The organism is Bradyrhizobium ottawaense (genome assembly GCF_002278135.3).
Lineage (GTDB): Bacteria > Pseudomonadota > Alphaproteobacteria > Rhizobiales > Xanthobacteraceae > Bradyrhizobium > Bradyrhizobium ottawaense.
In genome coordinates, this window is the sequence record NZ_CP029425.2 from 2,839,017 (window position 1) to 2,864,637 (window position 25,621).

General features: G+C 64.2%; 25 protein-coding genes. 16 read left to right on the forward strand and 9 right to left on the reverse strand.

Features of this window, described 5'->3' with window-relative positions:
* Window positions 1–17: 17 nt before the first annotated feature.
* On the forward strand, window positions 18–1,268 hold the full coding sequence (locus CIT37_RS13480; RefSeq protein WP_028142585.1) for a flavin-dependent oxidoreductase: 1,251 nt from the start codon (window positions 18–20) through the stop codon (window positions 1,266–1,268).
* A gap of 110 nt (window positions 1,269–1,378) precedes the next feature.
* Here the strand turns inward: CIT37_RS13480 and CIT37_RS13485 are convergent, their stop codons facing one another.
* Window positions 1,379–1,834 carry a cupin domain-containing protein gene (locus CIT37_RS13485; protein WP_028142584.1) on the reverse strand — a complete coding sequence of 152 codons (456 nt, stop codon included), beginning with the start codon at window positions 1,832–1,834 and terminating at the stop codon, window positions 1,379–1,381.
* A 28-nt stretch (window positions 1,835–1,862) separates the two neighbouring features.
* A complete protein-coding gene (locus tag CIT37_RS13490) occupies window positions 1,863–3,038 on the reverse strand; it encodes an ABC transporter substrate-binding protein (protein WP_028142583.1) in 1,176 nt (391 codons plus the stop codon).
* 251 nt (window positions 3,039–3,289) lie between these two features.
* Between CIT37_RS13490 and CIT37_RS13495 the strand changes: the two genes are divergently transcribed.
* From CIT37_RS13495 to CIT37_RS13505, 3 genes are all read left to right on the forward strand, one after another.
* The gene (locus CIT37_RS13495) at window positions 3,290–3,808 is read left to right on the forward strand and encodes a MarR family winged helix-turn-helix transcriptional regulator (RefSeq protein ID WP_018319244.1); all 519 of its coding nucleotides are present in this window, start codon (window positions 3,290–3,292) and stop codon (window positions 3,806–3,808) included.
* 137 nt (window positions 3,809–3,945) lie between these two features.
* Window positions 3,946–5,637 carry a benzoate-CoA ligase family protein gene (locus tag CIT37_RS13500; protein WP_095425703.1) on the forward strand — a complete coding sequence of 564 codons (1,692 nt, stop codon included), beginning with the start codon at window positions 3,946–3,948 and terminating at the stop codon, window positions 5,635–5,637.
* A gap of 21 nt (window positions 5,638–5,658) precedes the next feature.
* The gene (locus tag CIT37_RS13505) at window positions 5,659–6,117 is read left to right on the forward strand and encodes a RidA family protein (protein ID WP_028142580.1); all 459 of its coding nucleotides are present in this window, start codon (window positions 5,659–5,661) and stop codon (window positions 6,115–6,117) included.
* A gap of 48 nt (window positions 6,118–6,165) precedes the next feature.
* Here CIT37_RS13505 and CIT37_RS13510 read toward each other — a convergent pair whose 3' ends face one another.
* Window positions 6,166–6,894: a CBS domain-containing protein gene (locus tag CIT37_RS13510; protein ID WP_095425702.1), complete on the reverse strand. Its 729-nt coding sequence runs from the start codon at window positions 6,892–6,894 to the stop codon at window positions 6,166–6,168.
* A gap of 207 nt (window positions 6,895–7,101) precedes the next feature.
* Between CIT37_RS13510 and CIT37_RS13515 the strand changes: the two genes are divergently transcribed.
* On the forward strand, window positions 7,102–8,955 hold the full coding sequence (locus tag CIT37_RS13515) for a PHA/PHB synthase family protein (protein WP_095425701.1): 1,854 nt from the start codon (window positions 7,102–7,104) through the stop codon (window positions 8,953–8,955).
* Here the strand turns inward: CIT37_RS13515 and CIT37_RS13520 are convergent.
* Both CIT37_RS13520 and CIT37_RS13525 read right to left on the reverse strand, forming a co-directional pair.
* Window positions 8,952–9,923 carry a CHAD domain-containing protein gene (locus CIT37_RS13520; protein WP_095425700.1) on the reverse strand — a complete coding sequence of 324 codons (972 nt, stop codon included), beginning with the start codon at window positions 9,921–9,923 and terminating at the stop codon, window positions 8,952–8,954. The two genes, CIT37_RS13515 and CIT37_RS13520, sit on opposite strands and share 4 nt — an antisense overlap.
* A 25-nt stretch (window positions 9,924–9,948) precedes the next feature.
* Window positions 9,949–11,481, reverse strand: a complete 1,533-nt coding sequence (locus CIT37_RS13525; protein ID WP_095425699.1) for a bifunctional aminoglycoside phosphotransferase/ATP-binding protein — start codon at window positions 11,479–11,481, stop codon at window positions 9,949–9,951.
* 194 nt (window positions 11,482–11,675) lie between these two features.
* On the opposite strand from CIT37_RS13525, the gene CIT37_RS13530 reads away from it, so the two are divergent.
* Together CIT37_RS13530 and CIT37_RS13535 are read left to right on the forward strand one after the other, a co-directional pair.
* Entirely contained in the window at window positions 11,676–12,515 is an 840-nt protein-coding gene (locus tag CIT37_RS13530) for a universal stress protein (RefSeq protein WP_095425698.1), read from the forward strand.
* Window positions 12,516–12,582: 67 nt separating this feature from the next.
* A complete protein-coding gene (locus CIT37_RS13535; protein WP_095425697.1) occupies window positions 12,583–15,276 on the forward strand; it encodes a bifunctional acetate--CoA ligase family protein/GNAT family N-acetyltransferase in 2,694 nt (897 codons plus the stop codon).
* 11 nt (window positions 15,277–15,287) lie between these two features.
* Here the strand turns inward: CIT37_RS13535 and CIT37_RS13540 are convergent, their stop codons facing one another.
* Both CIT37_RS13540 and CIT37_RS13545 read right to left on the reverse strand, forming a co-directional pair.
* Complete coding sequence (locus tag CIT37_RS13540) at window positions 15,288–15,776, reverse strand: hypothetical protein (RefSeq protein ID WP_095425696.1); 489 nt, start codon at window positions 15,774–15,776, stop codon at window positions 15,288–15,290.
* Window positions 15,777–16,052 (reverse strand): acetate and sugar kinases/Hsc70/actin family protein, encoded by a 276-nt coding sequence (locus tag CIT37_RS13545; protein WP_095425695.1) that lies wholly within the window; start codon window positions 16,050–16,052, stop codon window positions 15,777–15,779.
* 175 nt (window positions 16,053–16,227) lie between these two features.
* Between CIT37_RS13545 and CIT37_RS13550 the strand changes: the two genes are divergently transcribed.
* The 3 genes from CIT37_RS13550 to CIT37_RS13560 are packed head-to-tail and all read left to right on the forward strand — an operon-like array spanning window position 16,228 to window position 19,241.
* Window positions 16,228–17,364 (forward strand): ABC transporter permease, encoded by a 1,137-nt coding sequence (locus CIT37_RS13550; RefSeq protein ID WP_028142570.1) that lies wholly within the window; start codon window positions 16,228–16,230, stop codon window positions 17,362–17,364.
* Between the two features lie 2 nt (window positions 17,365–17,366).
* A complete protein-coding gene (locus CIT37_RS13555; protein ID WP_028142569.1) occupies window positions 17,367–18,134 on the forward strand; it encodes an ABC transporter ATP-binding protein in 768 nt (255 codons plus the stop codon).
* A gap of 3 nt (window positions 18,135–18,137) precedes the next feature.
* Window positions 18,138–19,241 carry an ABC-type transport auxiliary lipoprotein family protein gene (locus tag CIT37_RS13560; protein WP_095425694.1) on the forward strand — a complete coding sequence of 368 codons (1,104 nt, stop codon included), beginning with the start codon at window positions 18,138–18,140 and terminating at the stop codon, window positions 19,239–19,241.
* Window positions 19,242–19,247: 6 nt separating this feature from the next.
* Here CIT37_RS13560 and CIT37_RS13565 read toward each other — a convergent pair whose 3' ends face one another.
* On the reverse strand, window positions 19,248–19,565 hold the full coding sequence (locus CIT37_RS13565) for a c-type cytochrome (protein WP_028142567.1): 318 nt from the start codon (window positions 19,563–19,565) through the stop codon (window positions 19,248–19,250).
* Window positions 19,566–19,718: 153 nt separating this feature from the next.
* Between CIT37_RS13565 and CIT37_RS13570 the strand changes: the two genes are divergently transcribed.
* The 3 genes from CIT37_RS13570 to CIT37_RS13580 all read left to right on the forward strand — a co-directional run bounded on the left by CIT37_RS13570 (window position 19,719) and on the right by CIT37_RS13580 (window position 21,655).
* Complete coding sequence (locus tag CIT37_RS13570) at window positions 19,719–20,432, forward strand: helix-turn-helix domain-containing protein (protein ID WP_028142566.1); 714 nt, start codon at window positions 19,719–19,721, stop codon at window positions 20,430–20,432.
* Window positions 20,433–20,526: 94 nt separating this feature from the next.
* Entirely contained in the window at window positions 20,527–20,652 is a 126-nt protein-coding gene (locus tag CIT37_RS13575; protein WP_256379459.1) for a hypothetical protein, read from the forward strand.
* Between the two features lie 274 nt (window positions 20,653–20,926).
* Window positions 20,927–21,655 carry a Crp/Fnr family transcriptional regulator gene (locus tag CIT37_RS13580; protein ID WP_028142565.1) on the forward strand — a complete coding sequence of 243 codons (729 nt, stop codon included), beginning with the start codon at window positions 20,927–20,929 and terminating at the stop codon, window positions 21,653–21,655.
* Window positions 21,656–21,665: 10 nt separating this feature from the next.
* Here CIT37_RS13580 and CIT37_RS13585 read toward each other — a convergent pair whose 3' ends face one another.
* Window positions 21,666–22,442 carry a cyclase family protein gene (locus tag CIT37_RS13585; RefSeq protein WP_028142564.1) on the reverse strand — a complete coding sequence of 259 codons (777 nt, stop codon included), beginning with the start codon at window positions 22,440–22,442 and terminating at the stop codon, window positions 21,666–21,668.
* A 292-nt stretch (window positions 22,443–22,734) separates the two neighbouring features.
* Here CIT37_RS13585 and CIT37_RS13590 point away from each other — a divergent pair, with 292 nt between their 5' ends.
* The 3 genes from CIT37_RS13590 to CIT37_RS13600 all read left to right on the forward strand — a co-directional run bounded on the left by CIT37_RS13590 (window position 22,735) and on the right by CIT37_RS13600 (window position 25,605).
* Window positions 22,735–23,706 carry a TRAP transporter substrate-binding protein gene (locus CIT37_RS13590; protein ID WP_028142563.1) on the forward strand — a complete coding sequence of 324 codons (972 nt, stop codon included), beginning with the start codon at window positions 22,735–22,737 and terminating at the stop codon, window positions 23,704–23,706.
* Between the two features lie 64 nt (window positions 23,707–23,770).
* Complete coding sequence (locus tag CIT37_RS13595) at window positions 23,771–24,322, forward strand: TRAP transporter small permease (RefSeq protein ID WP_028142562.1); 552 nt, start codon at window positions 23,771–23,773, stop codon at window positions 24,320–24,322.
* Window positions 24,313–25,605 (forward strand): TRAP transporter large permease, encoded by a 1,293-nt coding sequence (locus CIT37_RS13600; protein WP_028142561.1) that lies wholly within the window; start codon window positions 24,313–24,315, stop codon window positions 25,603–25,605. The genes CIT37_RS13595 and CIT37_RS13600 overlap by 10 nt, the downstream gene beginning before the upstream one ends.
* Window positions 25,606–25,621: the final 16 nt, after the last annotated feature.

Sequence of the window (25,621 nt, forward strand, 5' to 3'; positions counted from 1 at the left end):
CGAGTGGAGTAAGGGCGATGAAGGCGATTATCGTCGGTGGCGGTATCGGTGGCCTCACCACGGCGCTGATGCTGCGTTCTCGTGGCATCGGATGCGAGATTTTCGAGCAAGCCGACACCATTCGTGAGCTCGGCGTCGGCATCAATACGCTGCCGCATGCCATGCGCGAGCTCGCCGGACTCGGCCTGCTTCAGAAACTCGACGATGTCGCTGTTCGCACCGACCAGCTCTATTATCTCAACCGCCATGGCCAGGAGGTCTGGCGCGAAGCCCGCGGCATCGACGCCGGTCACGACGTGCCGCAATTCTCGATCCATCGCGGCCGCCTTCAAGGCGTCATCCATCGCGCCGTCGAGGAGCGGCTCGGGCACGAGGCGATCCACACCGGCTGCAGGCTCGGCGCTTTCACGCAGGACGAGGGCGGCGTCACCGCTTACTTTTTCGATCGTGCCGGCGCGCATGTCCACACGGCGCGCGGCGATATCCTGATCGGCGCCGACGGCATTCATTCCCGCGTCCGAGAGACGTTGTTCCCGAACGAGGGACCGCCGTGCTGGAACGGCCTGATGCTGTGGCGCGGTGCGCGCGACTGGCCGCTGTTCCTCACCGGCAAATCGATGATCGTGGCCGGCGGCCTCAATGCCAAGGTGGTGATCTATCCGATCGCGGAGGGATCGAGCCCGGCGAGCCGCCTGACCAACTGGGCCGTGCTGGTGAAGGTGGGCGAGGGCAATGCGCCACCACCGCGGAAGGAAGACTGGTCGCGGCCGGGCCGCCGCGAGGAGCTGATGCCGCACGTCGCCCGCTTCTCGGTGCCCTATGTCGACGTGAAGAGCCTGATCTCGGCGACGCCCGAATTCTACGAATATCCGACCTGCGACCGCGATCCCTTGCCCTATTGGTCGTCGGGACGCGTCACGCTACTCGGCGACGCCGCGCACCCCATGTATCCGGTCGGCTCGAATGGCGCCTCGCAGGCGATCCTCGACGCGCGTTGCCTTGCCGACGCGCTGGTGCGCGCCGAGCATCCGCGCCAGGCGCTACTCGAATACGAGAAGAAGCGCCTGCCGATGACGGCGGATATCGTGCGCTCCAATCGCCGGGGCGGCCCCGAGGGCGTCATCGACGCCGTCGAGCAGCTCGCGCCCGACGGCTTCGACAATGTCGACAACGTCCTGAGCTATTCCCAGCGCGAGGCCATCGTGCGCGGCTATGCGACCAAGGCGGGCTTCGCCGCAGTGCCGGGGCTCGCGGCGGTGCGCGCCTAAGACTCGCGGCTAGAGCATGATCCGGAAAAGTGCGAGGCGGTTTTCCGAAAGGATCATGCTCAAACAATAATCTAAAGCGCGATGACGGTTCATCGTGATCTCATCGCGCCTTAGCCACCGGGAGGCGGCGGCAGGAAGTGGATGTTGAACTCGGCCGCCATCGCCACCACGTCCTCCGGCTTCTGTTCCTTCATGTTGTGAAGGCCCCAGAACAGGTCGAACAGCCTTTTGGTCGGAGACACCCAGAACAGCACCTTTGCGGTCTGCTCCGACTTGTTGAAGATGCCGTGCGGCACGCCCATGCCGAGGCGGATCAGGTCGCCGGCGGTGGCCTGCGACTCCGAATTGCCGAGCATGAAATCGAGCTTGCCCTCAAGCATGTAGAGATATTCGTCCTGGTCGGGGTGAATGTGCGGCGGCACGAACGTGCCCGGCGGCAAGGTCGCATGCCAGGAGAAGCTGTGCTCGGTCTTGCTCTTCGGCACGTAGGTTTGACCGAGGATGTTCCAGGAAATACCCTGGATCCCCTCATTGGCGCGCGTGATGCCGGTGATTTCGCTGCTCATTGAAGTCCTCCCGTAACCCGTCGCGGCTTCAGTTCGCCGCCTTACAGTCCTTGGCGTAGCGGTCGCCGTAATTCTCGAAGACCTTCTGCACGATCTCCGTCTGGAACTTGCCGTCCGGACGCTTGGCAACCTTGGTCAGATAGAAATCCTGGATCGGATAGCCGTTGGTGTTGAACTTGAAGGTGCCGCGCAGCGAGGTGAAGTCGGCTTTCTTCAGCGCGGCCTGGACCGCGTCCTTGTTCGACAGATCGCCCTTCACGGCCTTGACCGCGCTGTCGATCAGCATCGCGGCGTCATACGCCTGGAAGGCGTAGGTGCCAGGCACGACGTTATAGGCGGCCTCGTAGGACGCGACGAACTTCTTGTTCGGGGGATTGTCCAGATTGGGCGCCCAGTTGGCGCCGCCAAACATGCCGACAGCGGCGTCCTGCTGTGCCGGCAAGGTCGATTCATCCACCGTGAACGCCGAGAGCACCGGAATGCTGTCAGCAAGGCCCGCCTGCCGGTATTGCTTGACGAGATTGACGCCGAGGCCGCCCGGCATGAACGTGAACAGGGCATCGGGCTTCTGCGAGGAGATCTTGGAAAGCTCCGGCTGGAAGTCCAGCGTGTTCAGCGGCATGTAGGATTCCTCGACGATCTCGCCCTTGTAGTCGAGCTTGAACCCCGCCACCGAATCCTTGCCGGCCTGATAGTTCGGGACCATCAGGTACATGCGCTTGTAGCCGCGATCCTGCGCGACCTTGCCGAGGATCTCGTGCACCTGATCGTTCTGGTACGAGGTCACATAGAAGAACGGGTTGCAGTCCTTGCCGGCAAAGGTCGACGGGCCCGCGTTGGGGCTGATCAGGAAGGTCTTCGACTCCGTCACGGGCCGGTGGATCGCCTGCAGGATGTTGGAGAAGATCGGGCCGATCACGAAGTCGACCTTGTCGCGTTCGAGCAGACCCTTGACCTTGGTCACCGCCGCGTCCGGCTTCAGTTCGTCATCGACCACCACGACCTCGACGTCACGGCCGCCCATCTTGCTGCCGAGGTCCTTTACGGCGAGCGCAAAGCCGTCGCGAACTTGCTGGCCAAGCGCTGCGGCTGGTCCCGACAGAGTCACGATCACCCCGAGCTTGATCTTCTCCTGGGCGAGGGCAGGGGTCATTGCGGTGCCGACCAGCAGGGCAGTTGCGGCCAAGGTCAATTGCGTCTTCATGATCTGTCCCCCGTGACATCAGGGCTTGCGCTGCAAGCCACGTACTTTAATCCAAGCTTATGCCGATGATGGTGGCCGCGGCAAGGAGCGCTCAAAGTGTCGCCATCCCGCGGCAGCGGCGCATGCAAGCGGCGCGCCAATTATTTGAAGCCTAAAGAAAGTCGCGTGCGGTCGATTGTTGCAGCTTTGGACTTGCGGCCGGCGTCGATTTATTTGAAGCTCAAAATGTTGGGGAATCCGTGCCGGCGCCAATGCCCGCCGAGAGTGAACGCACCGAGATGCTCGATTCCGAGACCAAGGCCGTCGAAACGCCGGAGGACCATGCCGACGAGCTTCGGCTGTGGCTGCGCCTTCTGACCTGCACCACCCTGATCGAGGGCGAGGTTCGCGGCCGGCTGCGGCAGCGGTTCGACGTCACGCTGCCCCGCTTCGATCTGATGGCTCAGCTCGACAAGGCGCCTGACGGCATGACGCTATCCGATGTCTCCAAGCGGATGATGGTATCCAACGGCAATGTCACCGGCCTCGTCGAGCGCCTCGTGGAATCCGGCCATCTCGATCGTCGGACCTCGGAGACGGACCGCCGTGTCCAGGTGATCCGCCTCACGAAACTCGGTCGCGCCGAGTTCCGCAAGATGGCTGCGGAGCACGAGACCTGGATCGCCGATCTCTTCGCCGACCTCTCGCCGAAGGATGTGCGCGAGTTAATGCGGCTGCTTGCCAAGACCAAGGCGTCGGCGCAGAAATCGGCCGCGCGCCGCCGGCCGTAAGAACCGCCGCCCAACCCCTTTTGCCGCAGGAAAAAGCACGGGTCGCCCAAAATCCGCTATTGCGCCGAATTGTTTTAAGCCTAAAATGTTTCCCAGATCGTGCTGCCGGGTGCAATCCATGCTGAAAGGAGCGTGCGATGGCCAACGCCGCCAAGATTCAAGTGTCGGGCTCGCATGACGGCAACGCTGCGACGGCCCATGTCGATACGTTTGCGCGGCAGCATCTGCCGCCACGCGAGCTCTGGCCCGAGTTTATCTTCACACGGCCGGAGCTGCGCTATCCGCCGCGATTGAACTGCGTCAGTTATTTCCTCGATCGCTGGGTCGAGCAGGGACATGGCGAGGCGCCCTGCGTCATCAGTCCCGCCGTCAGTTACACCTATCGCGAGCTGCAAGCGCTGGTGAACCGCATCGCCAACGTGCTGGTCGGCAAGCTTGGTCTCGTTCCCGGCGGACGCGTGCTGCTACGCTCCGCCAACAATCCGATGATGGTCGCGACCTATCTCGCGGTCATCAAGGCCGGCGGCATTGTCGTGGCCACGATGCCGCTCTTGCGCGCCAAGGAGCTGTCATATCCGATCCAGAAGGCGGAGATCACGCTGGCGCTGTGCGACGGAAAGCTCGCCGAGGAAATGGAGAAGGCGAAAGCTGCGGCGCCGAATCTCAAGCGAGTCGTTTATTGGGGCAATGGCGCGACGGACTCGCTCGAAGCGCTCAGCGCGGACGCGAGTCCGGAGTTCAAGGCCATCGATACCGCCTCCGACGACGTCTGTCTGATCGCCTTTACGTCCGGCACGACAGGCGATCCCAAGGGCACCATGCATTTCCACCGCGACATGCTCGCGGTCTGCGACGGCTATGCGCGCAACATCCTGCGAGCCGAACAGAAGGATCGCTTCGTCGGCTCGGCGCCGCTCGCGTTCACCTTCGGCTTCGGCGGTGTGCTGTTTCCGATGCATATCGGCGCCTCTTTCGTGGTGCTGGAGAAGACGACGCCGGACGATATCCTGACGGCGATCGAGCAATACAAGACCACGGTCTGCTTCACGGCGCCGACCGCTTACCGGGCGATGATCGGCAAGCTGGCTGGCCGCGACATCTCCTCGCTTCGCAAATGTGTTTCCGCGGGCGAGACGCTGCCCAAGCCGACCTTCGACGCCTGGCTCAAGGCGACGGGGATCAAGCTGATGGACGGCATCGGCTCGACTGAATTGCTGCACATCTTCATCAGCGCGACCGAGGACGAAATCCGTCCCGGCGCAACGGGCAAGCCCGTGCCGGGCTATGAGGCCAAGATCGTCGACGATGACGGCCATGATTTGCCGCCGGGCACGATGGGGAACCTCGCGGTGCGCGGGCCGACCGGATGCCGCTATCTCGCCGACGAGCGGCAGCGCAAATACGTCAGGAACGGCTGGAACATCACCGGCGACACCTACCTGATGGATAATGACGGCTATTTCTGGTACCAGTCGCGCTCCGACGACATGATCGTGTCGGCCGGCTACAATATCGCGGGCACGGATGTCGAGGCGGCGCTGCTCACGCATCCGGCGGTCGCCGAGTGCGGCGTGGTCGGCGCCCCCGACGAGGCGCGCGGCATGATCGTGAAGGCCTATGTCGTCGCGACGCCCGGCGTGACGCCGGACGCTCAGCTCGTGACCGAGTTGCAGGAACATGTCAAACGCGAGATCGCGCCGTACAAATATCCGCGTGCCATCGAATTCGTGAAGCAACTACCCAAGACCGAGACCGGAAAATTGAAGCGCTTTGCCTTGCGGCAACTGGCGCAGGCCGCGGCAACGTCCTCAGGCGTCGCGGCGGAATGAGAGAGGGATGAAGAATTGTCTGTGACGACGCCGAAAGGCCCGCAGCTCGCGGTGCTGCCGACAGCAGCCGAGGATGACGCCCGTTCGCGGGTGCAGGTGCTCCAGCCGTCGGGGTGGCCGATGCCGAAGGGCTATGCCAATGGCATGGCCGCTGAGGGCCTCATCGTCGTCACCGGCGGGGTGATCGGCTGGGATGCCGAAGAGCGTCTTGCCGACGGCTTTGTCGCGCAGGTGGGGCAGACCTTGAGCAACATCGCCGCGATCCTGGCTGAGGCAGGCGCGAGGCCCGAGCACCTCGTGCGGCTGACTTGGTACGTCGTCGACATGGACGAGTACCTGTCCAACCTGAAGGAGCTCGGTAAGATCTACCGTGCCATCTTCGGCGCAAATTACCCGGCGATGGCGCTGGTGCAGGTGGTGCGCCTCGTGGAGAAGGCGGCGCGCGTCGAGATCGAGGCCACCGCCGTCATTCCGCGCTGAATCGCGTCTGGTTCAGCTTGCCTTAGCTCGCCTTGTCAGCTTGCCTTATCAGCTTGCCTTGGCGAGCTCGTCGTCCTCGGGCGAGTTCAGATAGACGCCCGACATGGTGTCGACCCAACACAGATGGTCGTGCACCTTCTTCACGCCGTCGACGTTCTCCGCTGCGACGATCGCGGCCTGCCGCGTGCGCTCTTCGGTGATGACGCCGCTGAGGTGGACGATGCCGTCGCGGACGATGACGTTCAGCCCGAACGGGCACCAGTCGTTCTTCTCCATGGTGTCGATGATGCGGTTGCGAATGTGGTCGTCATCCGCCGTCGGATCACGCACTTCACGGGCGAGACCCGCCACCGCCTGCAGCAGATTGGCGCGGGATACGATCCCGACGACCTTGTCGCCGCGCACCACCGGAAGCCGCTTCACGTTGTTCCGCTCCATCAGGTCGACGATCTCTGCGAGCGCCATGTCCTCCGTGATGGTTACGGGCGAGTCGGTCATCACCTCCGCAACCTTGCGGCCGTGCTCGTGGACGAAGTCGCTGGCAGACTTGCCCGGCCCCAGGATGAACCGCAGCCAGCGCCCGCGCTTGCGCCCGGTGCCGATTTCGCTGCGGCGGATGAAATCCCCTTCCGAGACGACGCCGACCAGCTTGCCGGTATCGTCGACCACGGTGAGACCGCTGACGTGCCGCTTCAGCATGATATTTGCCGCCTCGACGATGCTTGTGTCGGGGGTAACCGAGATGACCGACCGGGTCATGATCTGGTGGGCGCGCATGGACAACTCCGCTTGTCGAATTTCGATGCGCGAAAACTAGCTCGGGTGTCAGGGTGCGGTTTGACTCAGGTCAATCGGACGAAGCCCGTCCGTCCTGATTAAGCAATCGTGATCCGCGCCCCGGATTTGATGCAGCTCAACGCCTCTGCGAAGCCTCGCCATATCCTGCCGCCGACGTCAAACAGCAGCCCTCGGGAACATTGAGCCATGAGCGTCGTGCAGATCTTTCCACGGGCCGAAGAGCCGGCGGTCCAGGCTCTCCCCATCAGTCCAGCCGCTGGTCCCGAAGCCGCGACGGTGAGCCCCGAAACACCCGCAGGAGCGCCTGCCGCTGCCGATCCTGCGCCTGCATCGGAGCCATATCCTCTCGATCGCGCGTTTCACGCGATGCTTGCGCGGTTTACGGGCGGGATTTCGCCACTGGCCTTGTCGCTGGCGTGGCTCGACTGGAGTTCGCATCTCGCTACGGCGCCGCAGCGCCAGATGGAGATCTCCCGCAATGTCCTGCGTGACGCCGGCCGGTTGGCGGAAGCCGCCGCGCACGCGGCGTCACCGGGCCAAAAGCCGTGGTCCGTGATCCAGCCGCAGGGGCGGGATCGCCGCTTTAGTGGACCGCAATGGGAGACCGCGCCGTTCAATCTGCTGGCGCAGGCATTCCTGCTCGGAGAGCGCTGGTGGCACGATGCCACGACCGGCGTGCGCGGCGTGTCGCACGCTAATGAAGCCATCGTCGAATTCTCGATGCGCCAGATGCTCGACATGCTGGCGCCGTCGAATTTCGCGGCGACCAATCCGAAGGTGCTGGAAAAGGCGTTCCAGAGTGGCGGGGAAAACTTCGTCTTCGGCTGGCAAAACTGGTGCAGCGACCTGATGCGCCTGCTCTCCGCCTCAAAATTGGCGGGCAGTGAGCAGTTTGTGGTCGGCAAATCGGTGGCGGCTTCGCCCGGCAAGGTCGTCTACCGTAATGAGCTGATCGAGCTGATCCAGTACCAACCGACCACGGCGCAGGTGCGACCAGAGCCGATCCTGATCGTGCCGGCCTGGATCATGAAGTACTACATCCTCGATCTCTCGCCGCAGAACTCGCTGGTCAAATATCTGACCGGTCAGGGTTTCACGGTGTTCGCGATCTCCTGGCGCAACCCGGATGCGACAGATCGGGATCTCGCCTTCGACGACTATCGCAAGCTGGGGGTCATGGCGGCGCTGGACATGATCGGCCGGATCATGCCGGGTCGGAGGGCCCATGCGCTCGGCTATTGTCTGGGAGGGACATTGCTGTCGATCGCTGCCGCTGCGATGGAGCGCGACGGTGATAACCGCTTTGGCACCGTTACTCTCCTTGCGGCCCAGACCGACTTCACCGAGGCCGGGGAGCTGACGCTCTTCATCAACGAGAGCCAGGTCGCCTTTCTCGAAGACATGATGTGGCAGCGCGGCTATCTCGATACGACCCAGATGGCCGGCGCCTTCCAGCTGCTGCGCTCCAACGAACTGATCTGGTCGCGTCTGTCACACGACTATCTGATGGGCGAGGGCGCGCCGCTGAACGACCTGATGGCGTGGAACGCGGACGCAACGCGGCTGCCCTATCGCATGCATTCGGAATATCTGCGAAAGCTGTTCCTCGACAACGATCTGGCCGGGGGGCGCTATCGCGTCGGCGGCAGGAACGTTTCGCTGTCCGATATTCACGCCCCGATGTTCGTGGTCGGCACGCTGGCCGATCACGTCGCGCCGTGGCGATCCGTCTACAAGATCCACTATCAGGTCGATGCCGACGTGACGTTCCTGTTGACCAGTGGTGGCCACAATGCCGGCGTCGTCGCGCCTCCCGACGAGCCCGGCCACAGCTATCAAGTGCTGAGCAAGGCCGAGGACGCGCCCTATGTCGGTGCGGACGAATGGCTGAAGCTGGCTCCGCGCATTGAAGGGTCGTGGTGGCCGGAATGGACCAAATGGCTGGCGGCGCGCTCCGGCGCGCCCTGCGATCCGCCGCCGATCGGGCTTGGAGACGCTCCCGGCCTGCCCGATGCGCCGGGGGACTACGTCCACACTTAAACCTCCGGCTCGGAACTCGGTGCGAGATCCGAGGAGCGGAAGGGCTTCGTCTTGTCCAGTTTGCGGTAAGCCGTTGACGCCGTCCGCAACAGCTTCTTTTCACGCTTGCGGTTGCGGAATCGATTGCTGGCTTCGAGGCCGGCGCCGTTCAACGACGCGGCCAGCGCATGTCCCCGCGCATCATCGTTCAACCGTCCGAGCGACCGTTGCGCCTTGCGCAATTTCTTGAGGATCGATTTCTGTTTGGTCAGCGATTCCTCGGCGAACAGGTCCTGGAGCGACTCGATCGAATAGGTCAGCCGCTTGTTGAGAATCCGCAGCTTGTGTCGTTTCTCGACGTCGAGCTTGCGGAGTTTGCGCGCCTTCTTGAGCAGCGTCGTCTCCCACTCGGCCAGCCGCTCCGTTGCGTGTTCGGCGAGCGTGCAGCGGCGCAATCGCATGGCTTCCTTGCTGCGCCGGGTTGACCAGGGGCCGCTCTCGATCCAGATCGAGGTCTGCTCGACAAGGCGGCGATACCGCGCGGATTGCAGCGCGCGAGCCAGCAGGCGGTGGCTCTCGGTGCGCTTTTCGTCCCAATGCTGAAGCTCGGCGACCACCGCAAGCTCTTTGCCACTCTCCGCGACGATCCGCTCGATCGCCACGTCGAGATCCCGCACCATGCCGAGCTGGCCGTTCAGCCATTTCAGTTCGGCCCAGACGTTCGGGCGCAGGGCGTCGTCGACCATCGGCGAGAAGAAGCGGATGGCAGTTCGCAGATGGGTCAACGCGATCCGGATCTGGTGTAGCGCGTCGGGATCGCCGCGGCAGGTGCCGTCATGCTGGGCGAGCACGGCATCGAGGTGACGGCGCGCGATGATGCGGAAAGCCGTATCGCAGGCCATGCCGGGGCTGAGGCGGCCGGGCAGGGCATTGCGCCGCGCCGCCGGCGTGGTGCGAACGGTCGTCGAGGTCGTGGTGGGTCGCGCCATCTTTGCCCGCGCCAATCAGATTGCCCTATTTGCCTTCAGCGATCGCGTCCCGACAGTTCTGGAGCGTCTGCTCTTGTGTCCCGGATGCATCGATGGTCGCCCAGCCGACGTGACCGATATTATAGTGCTCTTGCTGCGCAGCAACCTCCTGCGTGGCGTCGGATGCGTCTCCCCGGCGGCTTCCGATCCGCATCTGCCGGGTCGCGAGGTCCGCAACCAGGAACAGGCCGTTCAGCGGCACATTGCGCTCTCGCGCCAATGCGGCGATCGCATCCCGTTCGTCCTCGCGGGCGAATACGCCGTCGATGATCGCCGAATGGCCCTGCGCCAACACCCGCCGGGCGTGCTGAGCCAGCGTGTCGTAGACGCGGGCCGCGTGCTCTGGCGTGTAGGCGGACGGCGGCAGGCGGTGCGTGTCCTCGACCCCGAACATCTGCTTGCGAACGAGGTCGCTGCGCAGCACGACGGCTCCCGGGGGCGGCGCGACGACGGGCGCGAGCGCATTCGCCAGGACGGTCTTGCCGGTGCCTGACAGGCCGCCGACCGCAACCAGGCGCGGAGCAGGGGGATGGATCAGCGTCCTGGCAAGGTCAAAATAATGCTGTGCCTGGTCAAGGATGCTGGGGTCATCGGAATGCGGCGGCTTCAGCCGTGCCAGGGCCACCTGGGCGCGGATCGCCGCCCGGATGGACATCAACAGCGGCAGGGCCGAGAGCGCGTCGAGATTGTCGGCTGGCGTTGCGGCGAGATAGCGGTTCAGGACGATGTTGGCGGCGCGGGGCTGATCGTGGTGCAACAGGTCCATCATCGTGAATGCGAGATCGTAGAGCACGTCGACGGTTGCCATCTGCGCATCGAACTCGATGGCATCGAACAGCACGGGCCGGTCGTCGAGCAGGACGATGTTTGCGAGATGCAGATCGCCATGGCAGCGGCGTACGAAGCCCATCCGGCCGCGCTCCGCGAGCAGCGGACGAACACGCAGGAATGCCTCGTGGGAGGCTTTGCCGAGCTTTTCGATGTCTTCCGCGATGAAATGGCCGCCGGCCCGCAGACCGTGACTGTTGCCGTCGATCAGGGCGGGGATGGAGGCGACCCATGCTTCGCCGTCCGCGCGTGTCGCCGCGCCGTGGGAAGCCACGATCGCGTCGGCGGCAGCCGCGGCAAGGGTCGCATCCAGCGGGCCGGCCTTTGCCAGATGATCGAGCGTCCGGTTTTCGTCGAAGCGCGCCATCTCCACCGCATATTCCACCGGCAGGCCCTGTCCGTCGACCTTCAACGATCCGTCCGCCTCTTCGGTGATCGCGACGACCCGGTGGTAGATCTGTGGCGCCAGCGGCCGGTTGATCCGGATTTCCTCCTCGCAGGCCGCCTTACGTTTCTCGAGCGTCGAATAGTCGAGGAAGGGAAACTGCACAGCCCGCTTGATCTTCAGCGCTCGCTTGCCTTCGAGAAAGACCGAAGCTGCGTGCGTGTCGACCCGCTTCACGCCCGGATGCCTGCCAGAATCGGAGAGCGCCGCAAAGATCCGGTCCTGGGTCGCAGAATCGTCTGTCATTCCCGCTGGCACATCCAGATGCGTCGGAAGGCGGCCCGTCCGCCGACCAAGGTAACCCTTAGAAGCAGATCGCGGCCAGTCCTTGACGTCGGTTAACCCCTGTTACTGGTGAACTGGACGAGGTTCCCTTGGCTTGACCAGGATCAAGCATCCGGGCGAACGCGGGCGTATTCTGACGACCAAGGAGAATCCCGATGCCCATCAAGGATGTCTTTCTGCCGCTTGTCGGCCAGCCCCGCGGATCGGCCCTGATTGCGATCGAGAAATGCGTGGCCGTCGCCGCCGACCTCGGCGCCAGGATCACGGGGCTCGCGCTCGAGGAAGACATTTTCGAGCGGCCGAAGGTGATGCTGTCTCATGATCGCGATTCCGCGGAGGCCGGCGTTTCGCGTGAGGCGAACGAGACGCAGCAGCTCCTCGATGCCTTCACCAACGCGGCGTCCCGCGCCGACATTCGCGCCCAGAGCCGAACGGGCAAGGTACCGGCGGACCAGATCGCGGCGATCCTGGCCGAGCATGCCCGTTTCAGCGATCTCACGCTGTTTCCCGTGAAGCCGCACGACAGCCGATCGGAGCACATCATCGAAACTCTCCTGTTCGAATCCGGGCGGCCGCTGCTGCTCTGCCCGGAGCAGCGTGCGGAGCAGCTGCGGCCGGAATTCGAGAACGTCATGATCGCCTGGGATCATTCTGCCCGCGCTGCGCGTGCGGTCGGCGACGCTTTGCCCATTCTTCAGGCTGCCACCGTGGTCCGCGTGGTGACGGTCGCAGAGGACAAGGCTGACGCGGTCGCGCAATCCGGCGCGGCTCTCGTCGACCATCTGAGAGAACACGGGGTCTATGCCTCCTTCGAAACGGTGACCGGCAACGGCAGCTCGATCGGCAAGGCACTGGGAAGTTGGGCGAATTCCCATGGCATGGATGCGATCGTGATGGGCGCCTACCATCATTCACGCCTGAACGAGATCGTGTGGGGCGGTGTGACAAAGACCGTCATTGGCCAGCCACCATGCTGGGTTATGATCTCGCACTAGGCTCGCCATTTTTCCCGGCCTGATCGTCAACCATCGGAACCGCCGTTGACCCGGCGCATTTGCTTTCATGTCAACCTATCGTCTCAACAATCTGCTGGCGCCGCGTTCAGTTGCGCTCGTTGGAGCGAGCGCCCGTCCGGTCTCAGTCGGACGCGCCGTTCTGGAGAACATTCACAAGGCCGAATTCAAGGGGCGGTTCGGCCTGGTCAATCCACGCCATGCCGAAATCGGCGGCGTCGCGGCGGTGAAGAGCCTGGACAGCTTGGACTTCGTGCCCGAGCTCGTGGTCATCACCGCGCCGGCGCGCGAGATTCCCGGTATCATCGACCAGGCCGGGCGTCGCGGATCGGCGGGCGCGCTGATCGTCTCGGCCGGGCTCGGCCACGGACCGGGCTCTCTGCACGAGGCTGCAATCGCGGCGGCCCGCAAATACGGCATGCGGCTGATCGGACCGAATTGCCTCGGCATCATGATGCCCGGGGTCAGCCTGAATGCCAGCTTTGCCGCGCACATGCCGGGGGCGGGCAGCCTCGCGCTGATCTCGCAATCGGGCGCGATTGCTGCCGGCATGGTCGACTGGGCTGCACAGCGCGGCGTCGGCTTTTCCGGCATCGTCTCCATCGGCGATCAGATCGACGTCGATATCGCCGATCTGCTCGACTATTTCGCGATGGATCACAAGACTCGCGCGATCCTGCTCTACATCGAATCCATCAAGGACGCGCGCAAGTTCATGTCGGCAGCGCGTGCCGCCGCGCGCGTGAAGCCCGTCGTCGTAGTGAAGTCGGGGCGCATGGCGCAGGGCGCAAAGGCGGCCGCCACGCATACCGGCGCGCTCGCCGGCGCGGACGCGGTCTATGACGCGGCGTTCCGCCGCGCGGGTGTCCTGCGGGTCTCCGATCTGCGTGAGCTGTTCGATTGTGCCGAGACGCTCGGCCGCGTCGAATCGCCGACGGGAAAGCGTCTCGCCATCCTGACCAACGGTGGCGGCATCGGCGTCCTCGCCGTCGATCGATTGGTCGAACTCGGCGGAATCCCGGCGACCATCTCGCCGGAGGTGCGCAAGACGCTCGATGCGGCCCTGCCGCCGACCTGGTCCGGTGCAAATCCCGTCGACATCGTGGGCGACGCCGACGCCTCGCGCTACGCGGCGGCGCTCGAGGTGCTGCTGGCCGATTGCGACAATGACGCGGTGCTGGTCCTCAACGTGCAAACGGCGATCGCCTCGGCCGCCGAGATTGCCACGACCGTGACCGAGCTCGTCGCTAAATATCGCGAGAAGCACCGCCGATGGGCCAAGCCCGTATTGGCCGCCTGGGTCGGGGCCGATCAGGACATCATCCAGGCGCTTTCCGGCGCCGGTATGCCCAACTATCCGACCGAGGACGACGCCGTGCGCGGCTTCATGCATCTGGTCCGGCACCGAGAAGTGGTGGAGGAGCTGAGCCAGGTTCCTCCCGCGATGCCCGATACGTTCGTGCCGGATGCCCGGGGGGCGAGGCAGATCGTCACCGCCGCGATCGCCGATGGCCGTGAATGGCTCGAACCGGTCGAGATCAAGCACCTGCTCGAAGCTTACGACATCGCGATGGTGCCGACCTATGCGGCGACCGATGTCGAGCAGGCGGTGGCCTATGCGAAGGAAATCTTCGCGCAGGGCGGCACCGTGGTGCTGAAGATCATGTCGCGGGACATCATCCACAAATCCGATGTCGGTGGCGTCGTGCTCAATCTGACGACGCCGGAGGCCGTGCGAGCGGCCACCTCCGACATTCTCGCCCGGGCGAGAAAGCTGCGGCCCGAGGCCCGCATCGGCGGCGTCATCGTCCAGGCGATGGTCGTCAAGGCGAAGGCGCGCGAGCTGATCCTGGGCCTCGCCGACGATCCCACCTTCGGCACCGTCGTCGTGTTCGGCCGCGGTGGCACGGCGGTGGAGATCATCAACGACAAGGCGCTGGCGCTGCCCCCGCTGGACTTGCAGCTCGCTCGCGATCTGATCGACCGCACCCGCGTGTCGCGGCTGCTAAAGGCCTATCGTGATGTGCCGGCGGTCAAGCAGGACGCCGTCGCCATGGTGCTGGTCAAGCTGGCGCAGATGGCGGCCGACATTCCCGAGATCCGCGAATTCGACATCAATCCGCTGCTGGCGGACGAAACCGGCGTGACCGCGGTCGATGCCCGCGTCGCGGTCGGGCCGCCGCAACGAAAGTTCGTCGGCTCAGGCCCGGCCAATTTCGCCGTTCGCGCCTATCCGTCGCAATGGGAGCGGCGCCTCAAGCTCAAGGACGACTGGCGCATCTTCGTGCGGCCCATGCGCCCCGAGGACGAGCCGACCATCCACGAATTCCTGCGTCACGTCACGCCGCACGACCTTCGCCTGCGGTTCTTCGCACCGATGAAGGAGTTTACCCACGAGTTCATCGCGCGCCTGACCCAGCTCGACTATGCGCGCGCGATGGCCTTCATCGCCTTCGACGAGGCCACCGGCGAAATGGTCGGCGTGGTCCGGCTCCATTCGGATTCGATCTACGAGAGCGGCGAATACGCGATTTTGCTCCGGTCCGATCTCAAGGGCAGGGGGCTCGGCTGGGCCCTCATGCAGCTGATCATCGACTACGCGCGGTCGGAGGGACTGAAGATCATATCGGGCGACGTGCTCAAGGAGAACAGCGTGATGCTCGAGATGTGCCGGCACCTCGGCTTCGAGGTCAAGCCGGACCCGGCCGAGCCCGATATCTGCGACGTCAAATTGAAGCTGTGAGCGCGCCTGCTTCACGAGCGCGCTTCAGCCGAATTCGCCGCGGCGGATGATTTGGCCGTGGTCCGCAAATTCCTGATGATGATCGCGATCAACGGCACCAGCACCGGCACGATCGTGCTGAGCGGATGATGTACCGCGCCTGACACCTGGGCCTGGAGCGCGCGCGCCTCGAGCTGAAGGGCTTCGATGGAGGTGTCGTGAATTTCGTTGGCGAGCTCGATATCGCGGCCTGACGGAGCGCGGCCGGCGATTGCGAACAGAGCGGCCGCGATGGCGAAATTGACGGCGCCGAGGATGGCCGCCGCGGCAATCGCGCTCCAGATCTGCACCAGCGCGAAATAGGTCGACAGTTCCAGCATCAGAAGCCCGAACGCCGCGATCAGGGCCGCAAAGGCACGCAGGCCGAGGCCAACAAGCAGATGGCGCAGCCTGATGTCCGCGATGATCCTGTCGGTGCGCCACAACGCGCGCAGATGTTTGACCACATTCTCGGTATTCACCTAGTGTCTCCTCAGCATGAAGCCGACAGCGACGCCGAGCGCGAAGGCGGAGGCGAGCGATGTGATCGGACGGTCCGCAATGAGACCCTGAAGCTGCGCCTGCTCTTCGTCCACGGTCTCGCCGAGCTCGGTCAGCGCCGCCCTGATCTGATGGGCGAGGGCCTCGGCGCGGTCCTTCGAGCTCTCGAACATTTCCTCGCCGGCGGTCCTCAGCAAGCGTGTGACGTCAACCTTCAGTGCCCGCAATTCTTCGCTCATCCTGTCTCTGTCGAACATGGACTTGATATCCCCATTGAATGGACGCAAGCCTAGGGCCCGCGCGCGCGATCGCGCTTGATTTGCGTCAATCGGGCAGCGCAGTTCAGCTCTTGAGACAGGTCAAGCGGGCCGCCATATGCTGGCCTAGAAATGCCGTCTGAATGGGGACCGATTGTCCCGATGAGGTGGAAGCGTGAACCACGAACCGCTGTTGCTCGCGACGCCGTCCGGCGACGTGCTGAACCTGCGCCCTGAAGGGCCCTGGACCGCCGCGAATGTGGTCACGCTCGAGACGTTGTCCCGGTCGGTCGGTGCCGACGTCGATCGCTCGCGCGTCGTCACCCTGGACATGTCGGGCGTCAGTGCGCTCGACACGCTCGGTGCCTGGGTCCTGGAAAAGCTGTCGCGCAGGGCCGCAACATCGGGCAGGTCGGCCGAATTCGTCGGCGTCGCCGATCATTTCAGCGGGCTGCTGGATGAGGTGCGCCAGGTCAACCGCCACACGCCGGCCCCGACGGCTGCGCCCAATCCGGTGCTGGCGAGGCTGGGCGATCTCGGCAAGTCCACGGCCGACGCGCGGGAAGACGTCACGATCTTCCTGCAGATGCTCGGCGCATTGTTCATGGCCGTGATAGGCGTGCTGCGTCGGCCGCGTTCGCTGCGGCTGACCTCGCTGGTGTATCAGCTCTACCGCATCGGGTGGCAGGCGATCCCCATCGTCGCGCTGATCACCTTCCTGATCGGCGCCATCATCGCACAGCAGGGCTTCTTCCACTTCCGCAGGTTCGGCGCGGAGTCCTACACCGTCGATATGGTCGGCATCCTGGTGCTGCGCGAGCTCGGCGTGCTGATCGTCGCCATCATGGTCGCGGGACGGTCGGGAAGCGCCTACACCGCCGAGCTCGGCTCGATGAAGATGCGCGAGGAGATCGACGCGCTCTCGACCATGGGGCTCGATCCCGTCGACGTCCTGATCCTGCCGCGCGTTGCGGCCCTGGTCATTGCGCTGCCGATCCTCACCTTCATCGGATCGGTCGCCGCGCTCTATGGCGGCGGTCTCGTCGCGCAGTTCTATGGCGACATGGGGCCGGCGATCTACATCGCGCGGCTGCACGAGGCCATCTCCGTTACCCATTTCGAGGTGGGCATCCTGAAGGCGCCGTTCATGGCGCTGGTGATCGGAATCGTGGCCTGCAGCGAGGGCTTGCGCGTCAAGGGCAGCGCGGAGTCGCTGGGGCGGCAGACCACGACGTCGGTGGTGAAGTCGATCTTCCTGGTGATCGTGCTCGACGGCCTGTTCGCGATCTTCTTTGCCTCGATCGGAATGTGACGATGGACGTATCGCAGGACGAGTTCGCGATCCGCGTCCGTGATCTCGTGGTCGGATTCGGCCGCCAGACCGTGCTCGACCATCTGTCGCTCGACGTTCGCCGCGGCGAGATTCTCGGGCTGGTGGGGGCGTCCGGCGGCGGCAAGTCGGTGCTGATGCGCACCATCATCGGCCTCATCCCGCGCCAGGGCGGGACCATCGAGGTCATGGGCCAGCCCACCGGCGGCCACGGCCGCGGCGCAGCCACGACATGGGGCATCCTGTTCCAGCAAGGCGCGCTGTTCTCCTCGCTGACGGTCCGCCAGAACGTCCAGTTTCCCTTACGCGAAAATCTTGTCCTGTCGCAGGAGCTGATGGACGAGATCGCGATCGCCAAGCTCGAGATGGTCGGCTTGCGCGCCCAGGACGCCGACAAATATCCGGCGGAGCTGTCGGGCGGCATGACCAAGCGCGTGGCGCTGGCGCGCGCGCTCGCGCTCGATCCGCCGATCCTGTTCCTGGACGAGCCGACCTCCGGCCTCGATCCGATCGCCGCCGGCGATTTCGACGCGCTGATCACGACGCTGCAAAGAACGCTGGGGCTGACCGTGTTCATGGTGACCCACGACCTTGCGAGCCTGACCACGGTCTGCGACCGCGTCGCCGCGCTGGCCGACGGCAAGATCGTGGCGATCGGCCCGATGCGCGAATTGCTGCAATCCGAGCATCCCTGGGTGCGCGCCTATTTCCACGGCAAGCGCTCGCAGATGCTGCAACACGAGATGAGATGAGACATGGAAACCCGCGCTCCCTACGTGCTGATCGGCAGTTTCGTGCTGGCCGCGATCCTCGCGGTGTTCGGCTTCGTCTATTGGCTGAACAACACCGGCGGCATCGGGCCGCGTACGAACTACCACGTGCAGTTTCAGGGGCCGGTCCCGGGCCTCCTGGTCGGCGCCGGTGTGCTGTTCAACGGCATCCGTGTCGGTGAGGTGACCCAGCTCGCGCTCGCGCCGGATAACCCGCGCTTCGTCAATGCGACGATCTCGGTTGCGACCGCCACGCCGGTGCGTTCCGACACCAGGGTCGGCCTCGAATTCCAGGGCCTGACCGGCGTGCCGGTGGTGACGTTGGAGGGCGGGGTTGTCGTTGCCAAATCCGGCGAGCCCGTGACCTTGATCGCCGAGGCCGGCGCCGGCCAGAGCATGACGCAGGCGGCGCGCGATGCGCTGCGGCGGGTCGACACGGTGCTTCAGGACAATTCCGGCCCGCTGAAGGACACCATCGCGAATTTCAGGACGTTCTCCGACGGCCTCGCGCGCAACACCGGCAAGCTCGACGGCATCATTGCGGGCCTGGAGAAGATGACCGGCGGTGGGACGCCCGCGCAGAAAATAACCTACGACCTGCGCACGCCGAAGAATCTCGGGCCGGCCGGCAAGACGCTCTCCGCTTCCCTGGCCATTCCCGAGCCGACCGCGGTCGCAATGCTGCAGACCCAGCGCATGCTGTTCGCGCCCGTCGGGGACAGACCGGGCTTTGCGGATTTCCTCTGGGCCGACAGCATTCCAAAATTGGTGCAGGCACGCCTGATCGACAGTTTTGAGAATTACGACATCGCCCACGCCCCCCTACGCACGACCGACCTCGGTCAGGCGGATTACCAGCTCCTGATCGACATCCGGCGCTTTCGGATCGCCACGGAGGGCGAGGCACGGGTGGAGATCGAACTGTCGGCGCGGATCGTCGACAAGAACGGCAAGGTGGTGGCATCCCGCCTGGTCGAGACCAGCGAAAAGCTCGACAAGGTCGAGCCGGCCGCTGCAGTCGCCGCCTTCGATGCAGCCTTTGCCCGCATCGCCAAGGAGCTGATCGGGTGGAGCGTGCAGGCAGTGTGACGCCGTCTATTCCAGCGTCTTCAGGTAGGACAGGAGATCGTGGATCTGGTCCGGACTGAGCTCGAAGGCCGGCATGTCGTCGTGACCGGTGTAGATCCCTTCGGCCAGCGCCTCACCAAGGGTCTCGATCGGATAACGCCGGTGCAGCGTGCGTAGCGGAGGCGCGCCCTCGAGCGGGCTGTGGGAGACGCGGTCGATCGCGTGACAGCGTGCGCAATTGGCCCGTGCGAAGGCCTTGCCGCGTTGTTCGGCGGTCGGGGCCGCCAGCGCAGGCGTCATCAGAAGCAGCCCAATCAGGCCGTGACGCAGGGCGGCTTGCAGCATGGAAAGTGATCCCGTCGAACTCTGGAAGCAGAATATGACGGGGATGCCACTCAAATTTGATCTCTGTCAATTGGCTTTGGCGCAGTGCAGTAAAATGCACGGGCGCGGTGGACCCGACCCGGTGTCGGGAGCAGCCGGCGCGGGGAGCGGTGGATGAAGCCTTCCGTGGTCACGATTGAGCCGAACGGGCATTTTTGCAGCGATTGCGCCGTACGCGGAGCGGCGGTTTGTTCGTCGCTGGATGCGGCCGAGCTCAGGGAATTCGAGCATCTCGGCCGCCGCGTTCATTTTGACTCCGGCGAGACCGTGTTCTCCGAGGAGGACATGACGACCTCGTTCTACAACGTCCTCGAAGGCGTCATGCGGCTGTACAAGCTGCTGCCCGACGGCCGGCGGCAGATCGTCGGTTTTGCCTTGCCCGGCGATTTCCTGGGGATGAACATCTCCGGCCGGCACAATTTTTCGGCCGATGCGATCGGCGCGGTGACCGTGTGCCAGTTTGCCAAAGCGCCCTTCGGCCGCTTCATCGAGGACCGGCCGCAGCTGCTCAGGCGGATCAACGAGCTGGCCATCCGCGAATTGAGCCAGGCACGCGACCATATGGTCCTGCTCGGCCGACGCTCGGCCGACGAGAAGGTCGCGACCTTCCTGCTCGGCTGGCGGGAAAGGCAGGTCGCGCTCAAGGGTCTGTCCGACACGGTCCCGCTTCCGATGAGCCGTCAGGACATCGCCGACTATCTCGGCCTGACCATCGAAACCGTCAGTCGCACCTTCACCAAGCTGGAGCGTCACGGCGTGATCGAGATCATTCACGGCGGCATCAGCCTGCTCGATCCTGTCCGTGCCGAGGCGCTGGCCGCAGCCTGATAGCCCATCCGCAACGCCCCCGACGTTTTTGATCTCGATCAATGACGCTGGCCTGCTGCAGCAAAATAATGCCCCAGACCTTTGGGAGGGGATAATGCCCGCTGATGCGTTGCTGGTGACCATCGTCGTCGTCGCGATCTTCGTCGCATTCGCCGCAGCTCTGGCTTGGGCAGACCGGCAAACCAGTGCGGGCCGGCTCGATCCGGATTCCAAGCGCTGACCTCCTGAGGTCTTGATCCGCTCAGACGCGCCAACAGCCGACGCTTGGCCGGCTTGGCCTTCGCCAGCGCCTCAACGCAAGCGCGGCTTGCGCTGCCTGCAACTCTGCATCGACCGGACCGCATCGGCGCATCCTTCGGATGCAGGCTTTCGGCTTGAACGCGGCCTTTTCGGGGCATTTGCCACAAATCGCGCGGGTGCTTTCCGGTTGAAAAGCCTGATAACGTTGACTACGCAGGAACCTCAGTGCCTCGCAGTCTTAGGAGCCCCGCGGCGTGCCTCAGGACAAGACCGGCGACCCCCGACAGTCGGCGGGCAATAAACTATCGGTCCTGCGCAAGCACCCGATCTTCGCGGATCTGGAGCCGGAAGCGCTCGATCAGCTTTGCCGCTACGCCAAGCACACCACCGTGAAGCGCGGCGCGACGATCGCTGCCAAGGGCGATCCCGGCAACAATCTGTTTGCGGTGATCACGGGGACAGTGAAGATTTCCTCCTCGTCGCCCGACGGACGGAACGCCATTCTCAATCTGATCGGTCCCGGAGAAATCTTCGGCGAGATCGCGGTGCTTGACGGCGCTCCCCGGTCAGCCGATGCGACCGCCAACACCAATTGCGAGCTCTACATCATCGATCGCCGGGACTTCCTCCCGTTCGTGAAGAGCCAGCCGGCGCTGGCGATGAAATTCATCGAGCTGCTCTGCGCCCGTCTGCGCTGGACCAGCCAGCAGGTCGAGCAGGTCATCCTGCAAAATCTGCCGGGGCGGCTGGCGAGCGCGCTGCTCGGTCTCACCGAGGAGCGCAAGTTCGACTCCGGCAGCGGCACGCTCGCCATCACGCAGCAGGAGATCAGCGAGATGGTGGGGATGACGCGCGAGAGCATCAACAAGCAATTGCGCGCCTGGGCCGGCCGCAACTGGGTTCGCCTCGAGCACGGCGCCATCGTCGTGCTCGATACGGATGCGCTGCGCGAACTCGCCGAGAGCGGCCTCGACGGCGAGTGAGCGCGTACGCCTAGCCATCGATGATGGCGACTGCGCGGGTCCAGCCCGCGGAGGCGCGTTCGATCTTCACCGGAAAGCACGAGACCGTGAAGCCGGTCGAGGGCAGCTGGTCGAGATTGTGCAGTTTCTCCAGATGGCAATAGCCGATGTGCCGTCCCGCCTTGTGGCCTTCCCAGATCAGGCCGGCATCTTTTGTCTCGGCATATTTCTTCGCGGTGTAGAGGAACGGCGCGTCCCAGCTCCAGCCGTCCGTGCCGGTCAGCCGCACCCCGCGTTCGAGCAGATACATGGTGGCCTCATAGCCCATGCCGCAGCCGGAATTGACGTAGTCGGCCTTGCCGAATTTGGCGCCGGCGCTGGTGTTGACGACCACGATCTCTAGCGGCGACAGCGCGTGCCCGATGCGCTTCAGCTCCTTCTCGACGTCCTCAGCACTCGCCACGTAGCCGTCGGGCAGATGCCGGAAGTCGAGCTTCACGCCGGGCTGAAAGCACCATTCCAGCGGCACCTCGTCGATCGTCCAAGACCGCTCGCCGCGGTTCATGGTCGGATGGAAGTGCCAGGGCGCATCGAGATGCGTGCCGTTATGGGTCGACAGCGAGACCTGCTCGACGGCCCAGCCCTGGCCATCGGGCAAATCCTGCGCCTTGAGGCCGTCGAAAAACTGCAGCATGCGCGGCAGGCCCTGCTGGTGATCGATGTACTGGATGGTCGGATGGTTGCCCGGCGGATCGGCCGTCACGTCGTTTCTGAGCGGCACCGAGATATCGATCAGCTTCCGCGGCATGGGCATTCCTTCGAAATAGTCCGCTGTTTCGGACATCTTGAGGAGCCTCTCTTGGTCGCGTCAAGTCACGTGCCGGCGACGCAAGCCGTCCCGCCGGCTTCCACGACGACGCGAATTGCGCCAGATTGATCGATGCAACTGCTGCATCGATCAATGCCGGATTTGGCTTGGACATGGAATGCCGCGCGCCCTAGGGACGACATTGGCGCTTGACTTCACACCTGAAGGGGAGCGACCCAAGGCGGCCTGCAGCCTGCCGACAACGACATAATCAACCCAGGAGGAAGCCCAGATGAAGACACTCACCGGTATCATCGCAGCCGTTGCATTGGTGCTCTCAGCGCCGCTGGCGACCGCACGCGACTTCCGCTCCGCCGACATCCATCCCGCCGATTATCCGACCGTCGAGGCCGTCAAGTTCATGGGCAAGCAGCTCGCGGCGGCGAGCGGCGGCAAGCTCGGCGTGAAGGTGTTTCCGAACGGAGCCCTGGGCTCGGAGAAGGACACCATCGAGCAACTCAAGATCGGCGCGCTCGACATGATGCGGATCAACGCGTCGCCGCTCAACAACTTCGTGCCGGAAACGATCGCATTGTGCCTGCCGTTCGTCTTCCGCGACACGCAGCACATGCGCACCGTCCTCGACGGGCCGATCGGCGATGAGATCCTGGCGGCGATGGAGCCCGCAGGCCTGGTCGGCCTTGCCTATTACGATAGCGGCGCCCGGTCCATTTACACCGTGAAGGCGCCGGTCAAGTCGCTCGCGGACCTGAAGGGTCTGAAGATTCGTGTCCAGCAGTCCGATTTGTGGGTGGGCATGATCCAGAGCCTCGGCGCCAACCCGACGCCGATGCCGTATGGCGAGGTCTACACCGCGCTCAAGACCGGCCTGGTGGATGCAGCCGAAAACAACTGGCCTTCTTACGAGTCGTCGCGCCATTTCGAGGCCGCCAAGTTCTACAACATCACCGAGCACTCCCTGGCACCCGAAGTTCTGGTGATGTCCAAGAAGGTCTGGGACACGCTGAGCAAGGAGGATCAGGCGATGGTCCGCAAGGCGGCCAAGGAATCGGTACCAGTCATGCGCAAGCTCTGGGACGAGCGTGAGCAGGCGTCCCGTAAGACGGTCGAGGCCGCCGGCGTTCAGGTCGTGACGATCGCCAACAAGGCGGAATTCGTCGACGCGATGAAGCCGGTGTACCAGAAGTTTGCGGGTGACGAGAAGCTGCAGGGCCTCGTCAAGCGTATCCAGGACACGAAGTAACGCCACAGCGTCGGGTCCGGCGTCGCCGCGAAGGCGACCCGGACCCTTGCAAGGAGACGCGGGAATGACAGACCCACACGTCGCAGACCACGAGCAGGGGGCGGTCGCCGTACGCCCGGCGACCGGCTTGCTGTCGCGCGTCAATGCCGTCGTCGCGCGCGCGGGCATGTATCTGTCCGTGAGCGGACTGCTCCTCATCGTCACCGTCGTGTTCTATCAGGTGTTCGGTCGTTACGTGCTCAATTCGAGCCCGACCTGGACGGAGAACCTTGCGCTGGTTCTCATCCTGTATGTCACGCTGATCGGCGCCGCCGTCGGCGTGCGCGATGCCGGACACATCGGCATGGACAGCCTGCTGGTGATGCTTCCGGATCACGCGCGAGAGAAGATCGAGCTCGTCATCCACGTCCTGGTGGCCGCGTTTGGCGTCGCGATGGCCTATAACGGCTGGATTCTCGGCGCATCCGTGGGGACCGTGAAGATTCCCAATCTCGGCCTCCCCGAGGTCATCCGCTACGTCCCGCTGATCGCCTCCGGCGTCCTGATCGTCTCCTTTTCAATCGAGCACATCATTGCTCTCCTGCGCGGCGAAGAGGTCGTCCCCTCATGGAACTGATCATCCTCGGCGCCACGTTCTTCGGCTTCCTGATCCTCGGCGTCCCGGTTGCCTTCGCGATCGGTCTTTCGGCGATCTGCACCATCCTCTACGAAGGTCTGCCGGTCGCCGTCATCTTCCAGCAGATGATGTCGGGGATGAACATCTTCTCGTTCCTTGCGATTCCCTTCTTCGTCTTCAGCGGTGAGCTGATGCTGCATGGCGGGGTCGCCGACAAGATCGTGCAGCTCGCCAAGAATCTCGTCGGTCACATCCGCGGCGGGCTCGGCATGTCGAACGTGGTCGCCTGCACCCTGTTCGGCGGCGTCTCCGGCTCGCCCGTGGCCGACGTGTCGGCGATGGGCGCGGTGATGATCCCGATGATGAAAAAGGAGGGGTTCGACACCGACTACGCCGTCAATGTCACGACCCACGCTTCGCTGGTGGGCGCCTTGATGCCGACCAGCCACAACATGATCATTTATGCCCTGGCAGCCGGGGGCAAGGTATCGATCGGCGCGCTGATCGCCGCGGGCCTCCTGCCGGCAATCGTGTTGATGGCGTGCATGCTGGTCGCCGCTTATGGCGTTGCCGTGAAGCGCGGCTATCCGGCCGGCAAGTTCCCGGGCTGGGCCGAGGTTTTCCGCTCGCTCGCGGCCGCGCTGCCGGGCCTTCTGATCGTCGGCATCATCCTGGCGGGCATCCTGTCCGGCGTCTTCACGGCAACCGAATCTGCCGCCGTCGCGGTCACCTATACGATGCTGCTGACGTTCTTCATCTACCGCACCATGACCTGGAGCAACTTCCTGCGCGCCGCCGCCAAGGCGGTGAAGACGACGGGCGTGGTGCTGCTGCTGATCGGCGTCTCCACCATGTTCCAGTATCTGATGGGGCTGTACGAGGTGGCGGACCTCGCCGGCGACCTGATGAGCAAGGTCTCCACGCAGCCCTGGGTCATCTTCCTGCTCATCAACGTCATCCTGTTCGTGCTCGGCACGTTCATGGACATGGCCGCGACCATCCTCATCTGCACCCCGATCTTCCTGCCGATCGCGATGAAGGCGGGCATGGATCCGGTGCAGTTCGGCATGCTGATGCTGATCAATTGCGCCCTCGGGCTGAACACCCCGCCGGTCGGAACCACGCAGTTCGTCGGTTGCGCCATTGGCGGCATTTCGGTGGGCGCGGTGATGCGCACCATCCTGCCGTTCTACGCCGCGCTGATCGCAGCACTGATGTTCGTGACCTACGTCCCTGCATTCTCGCTGTGGCTGCCTCGCCTGCTGATGGGTTACAAGGGCTAGCAGCTACAGGAGAAGC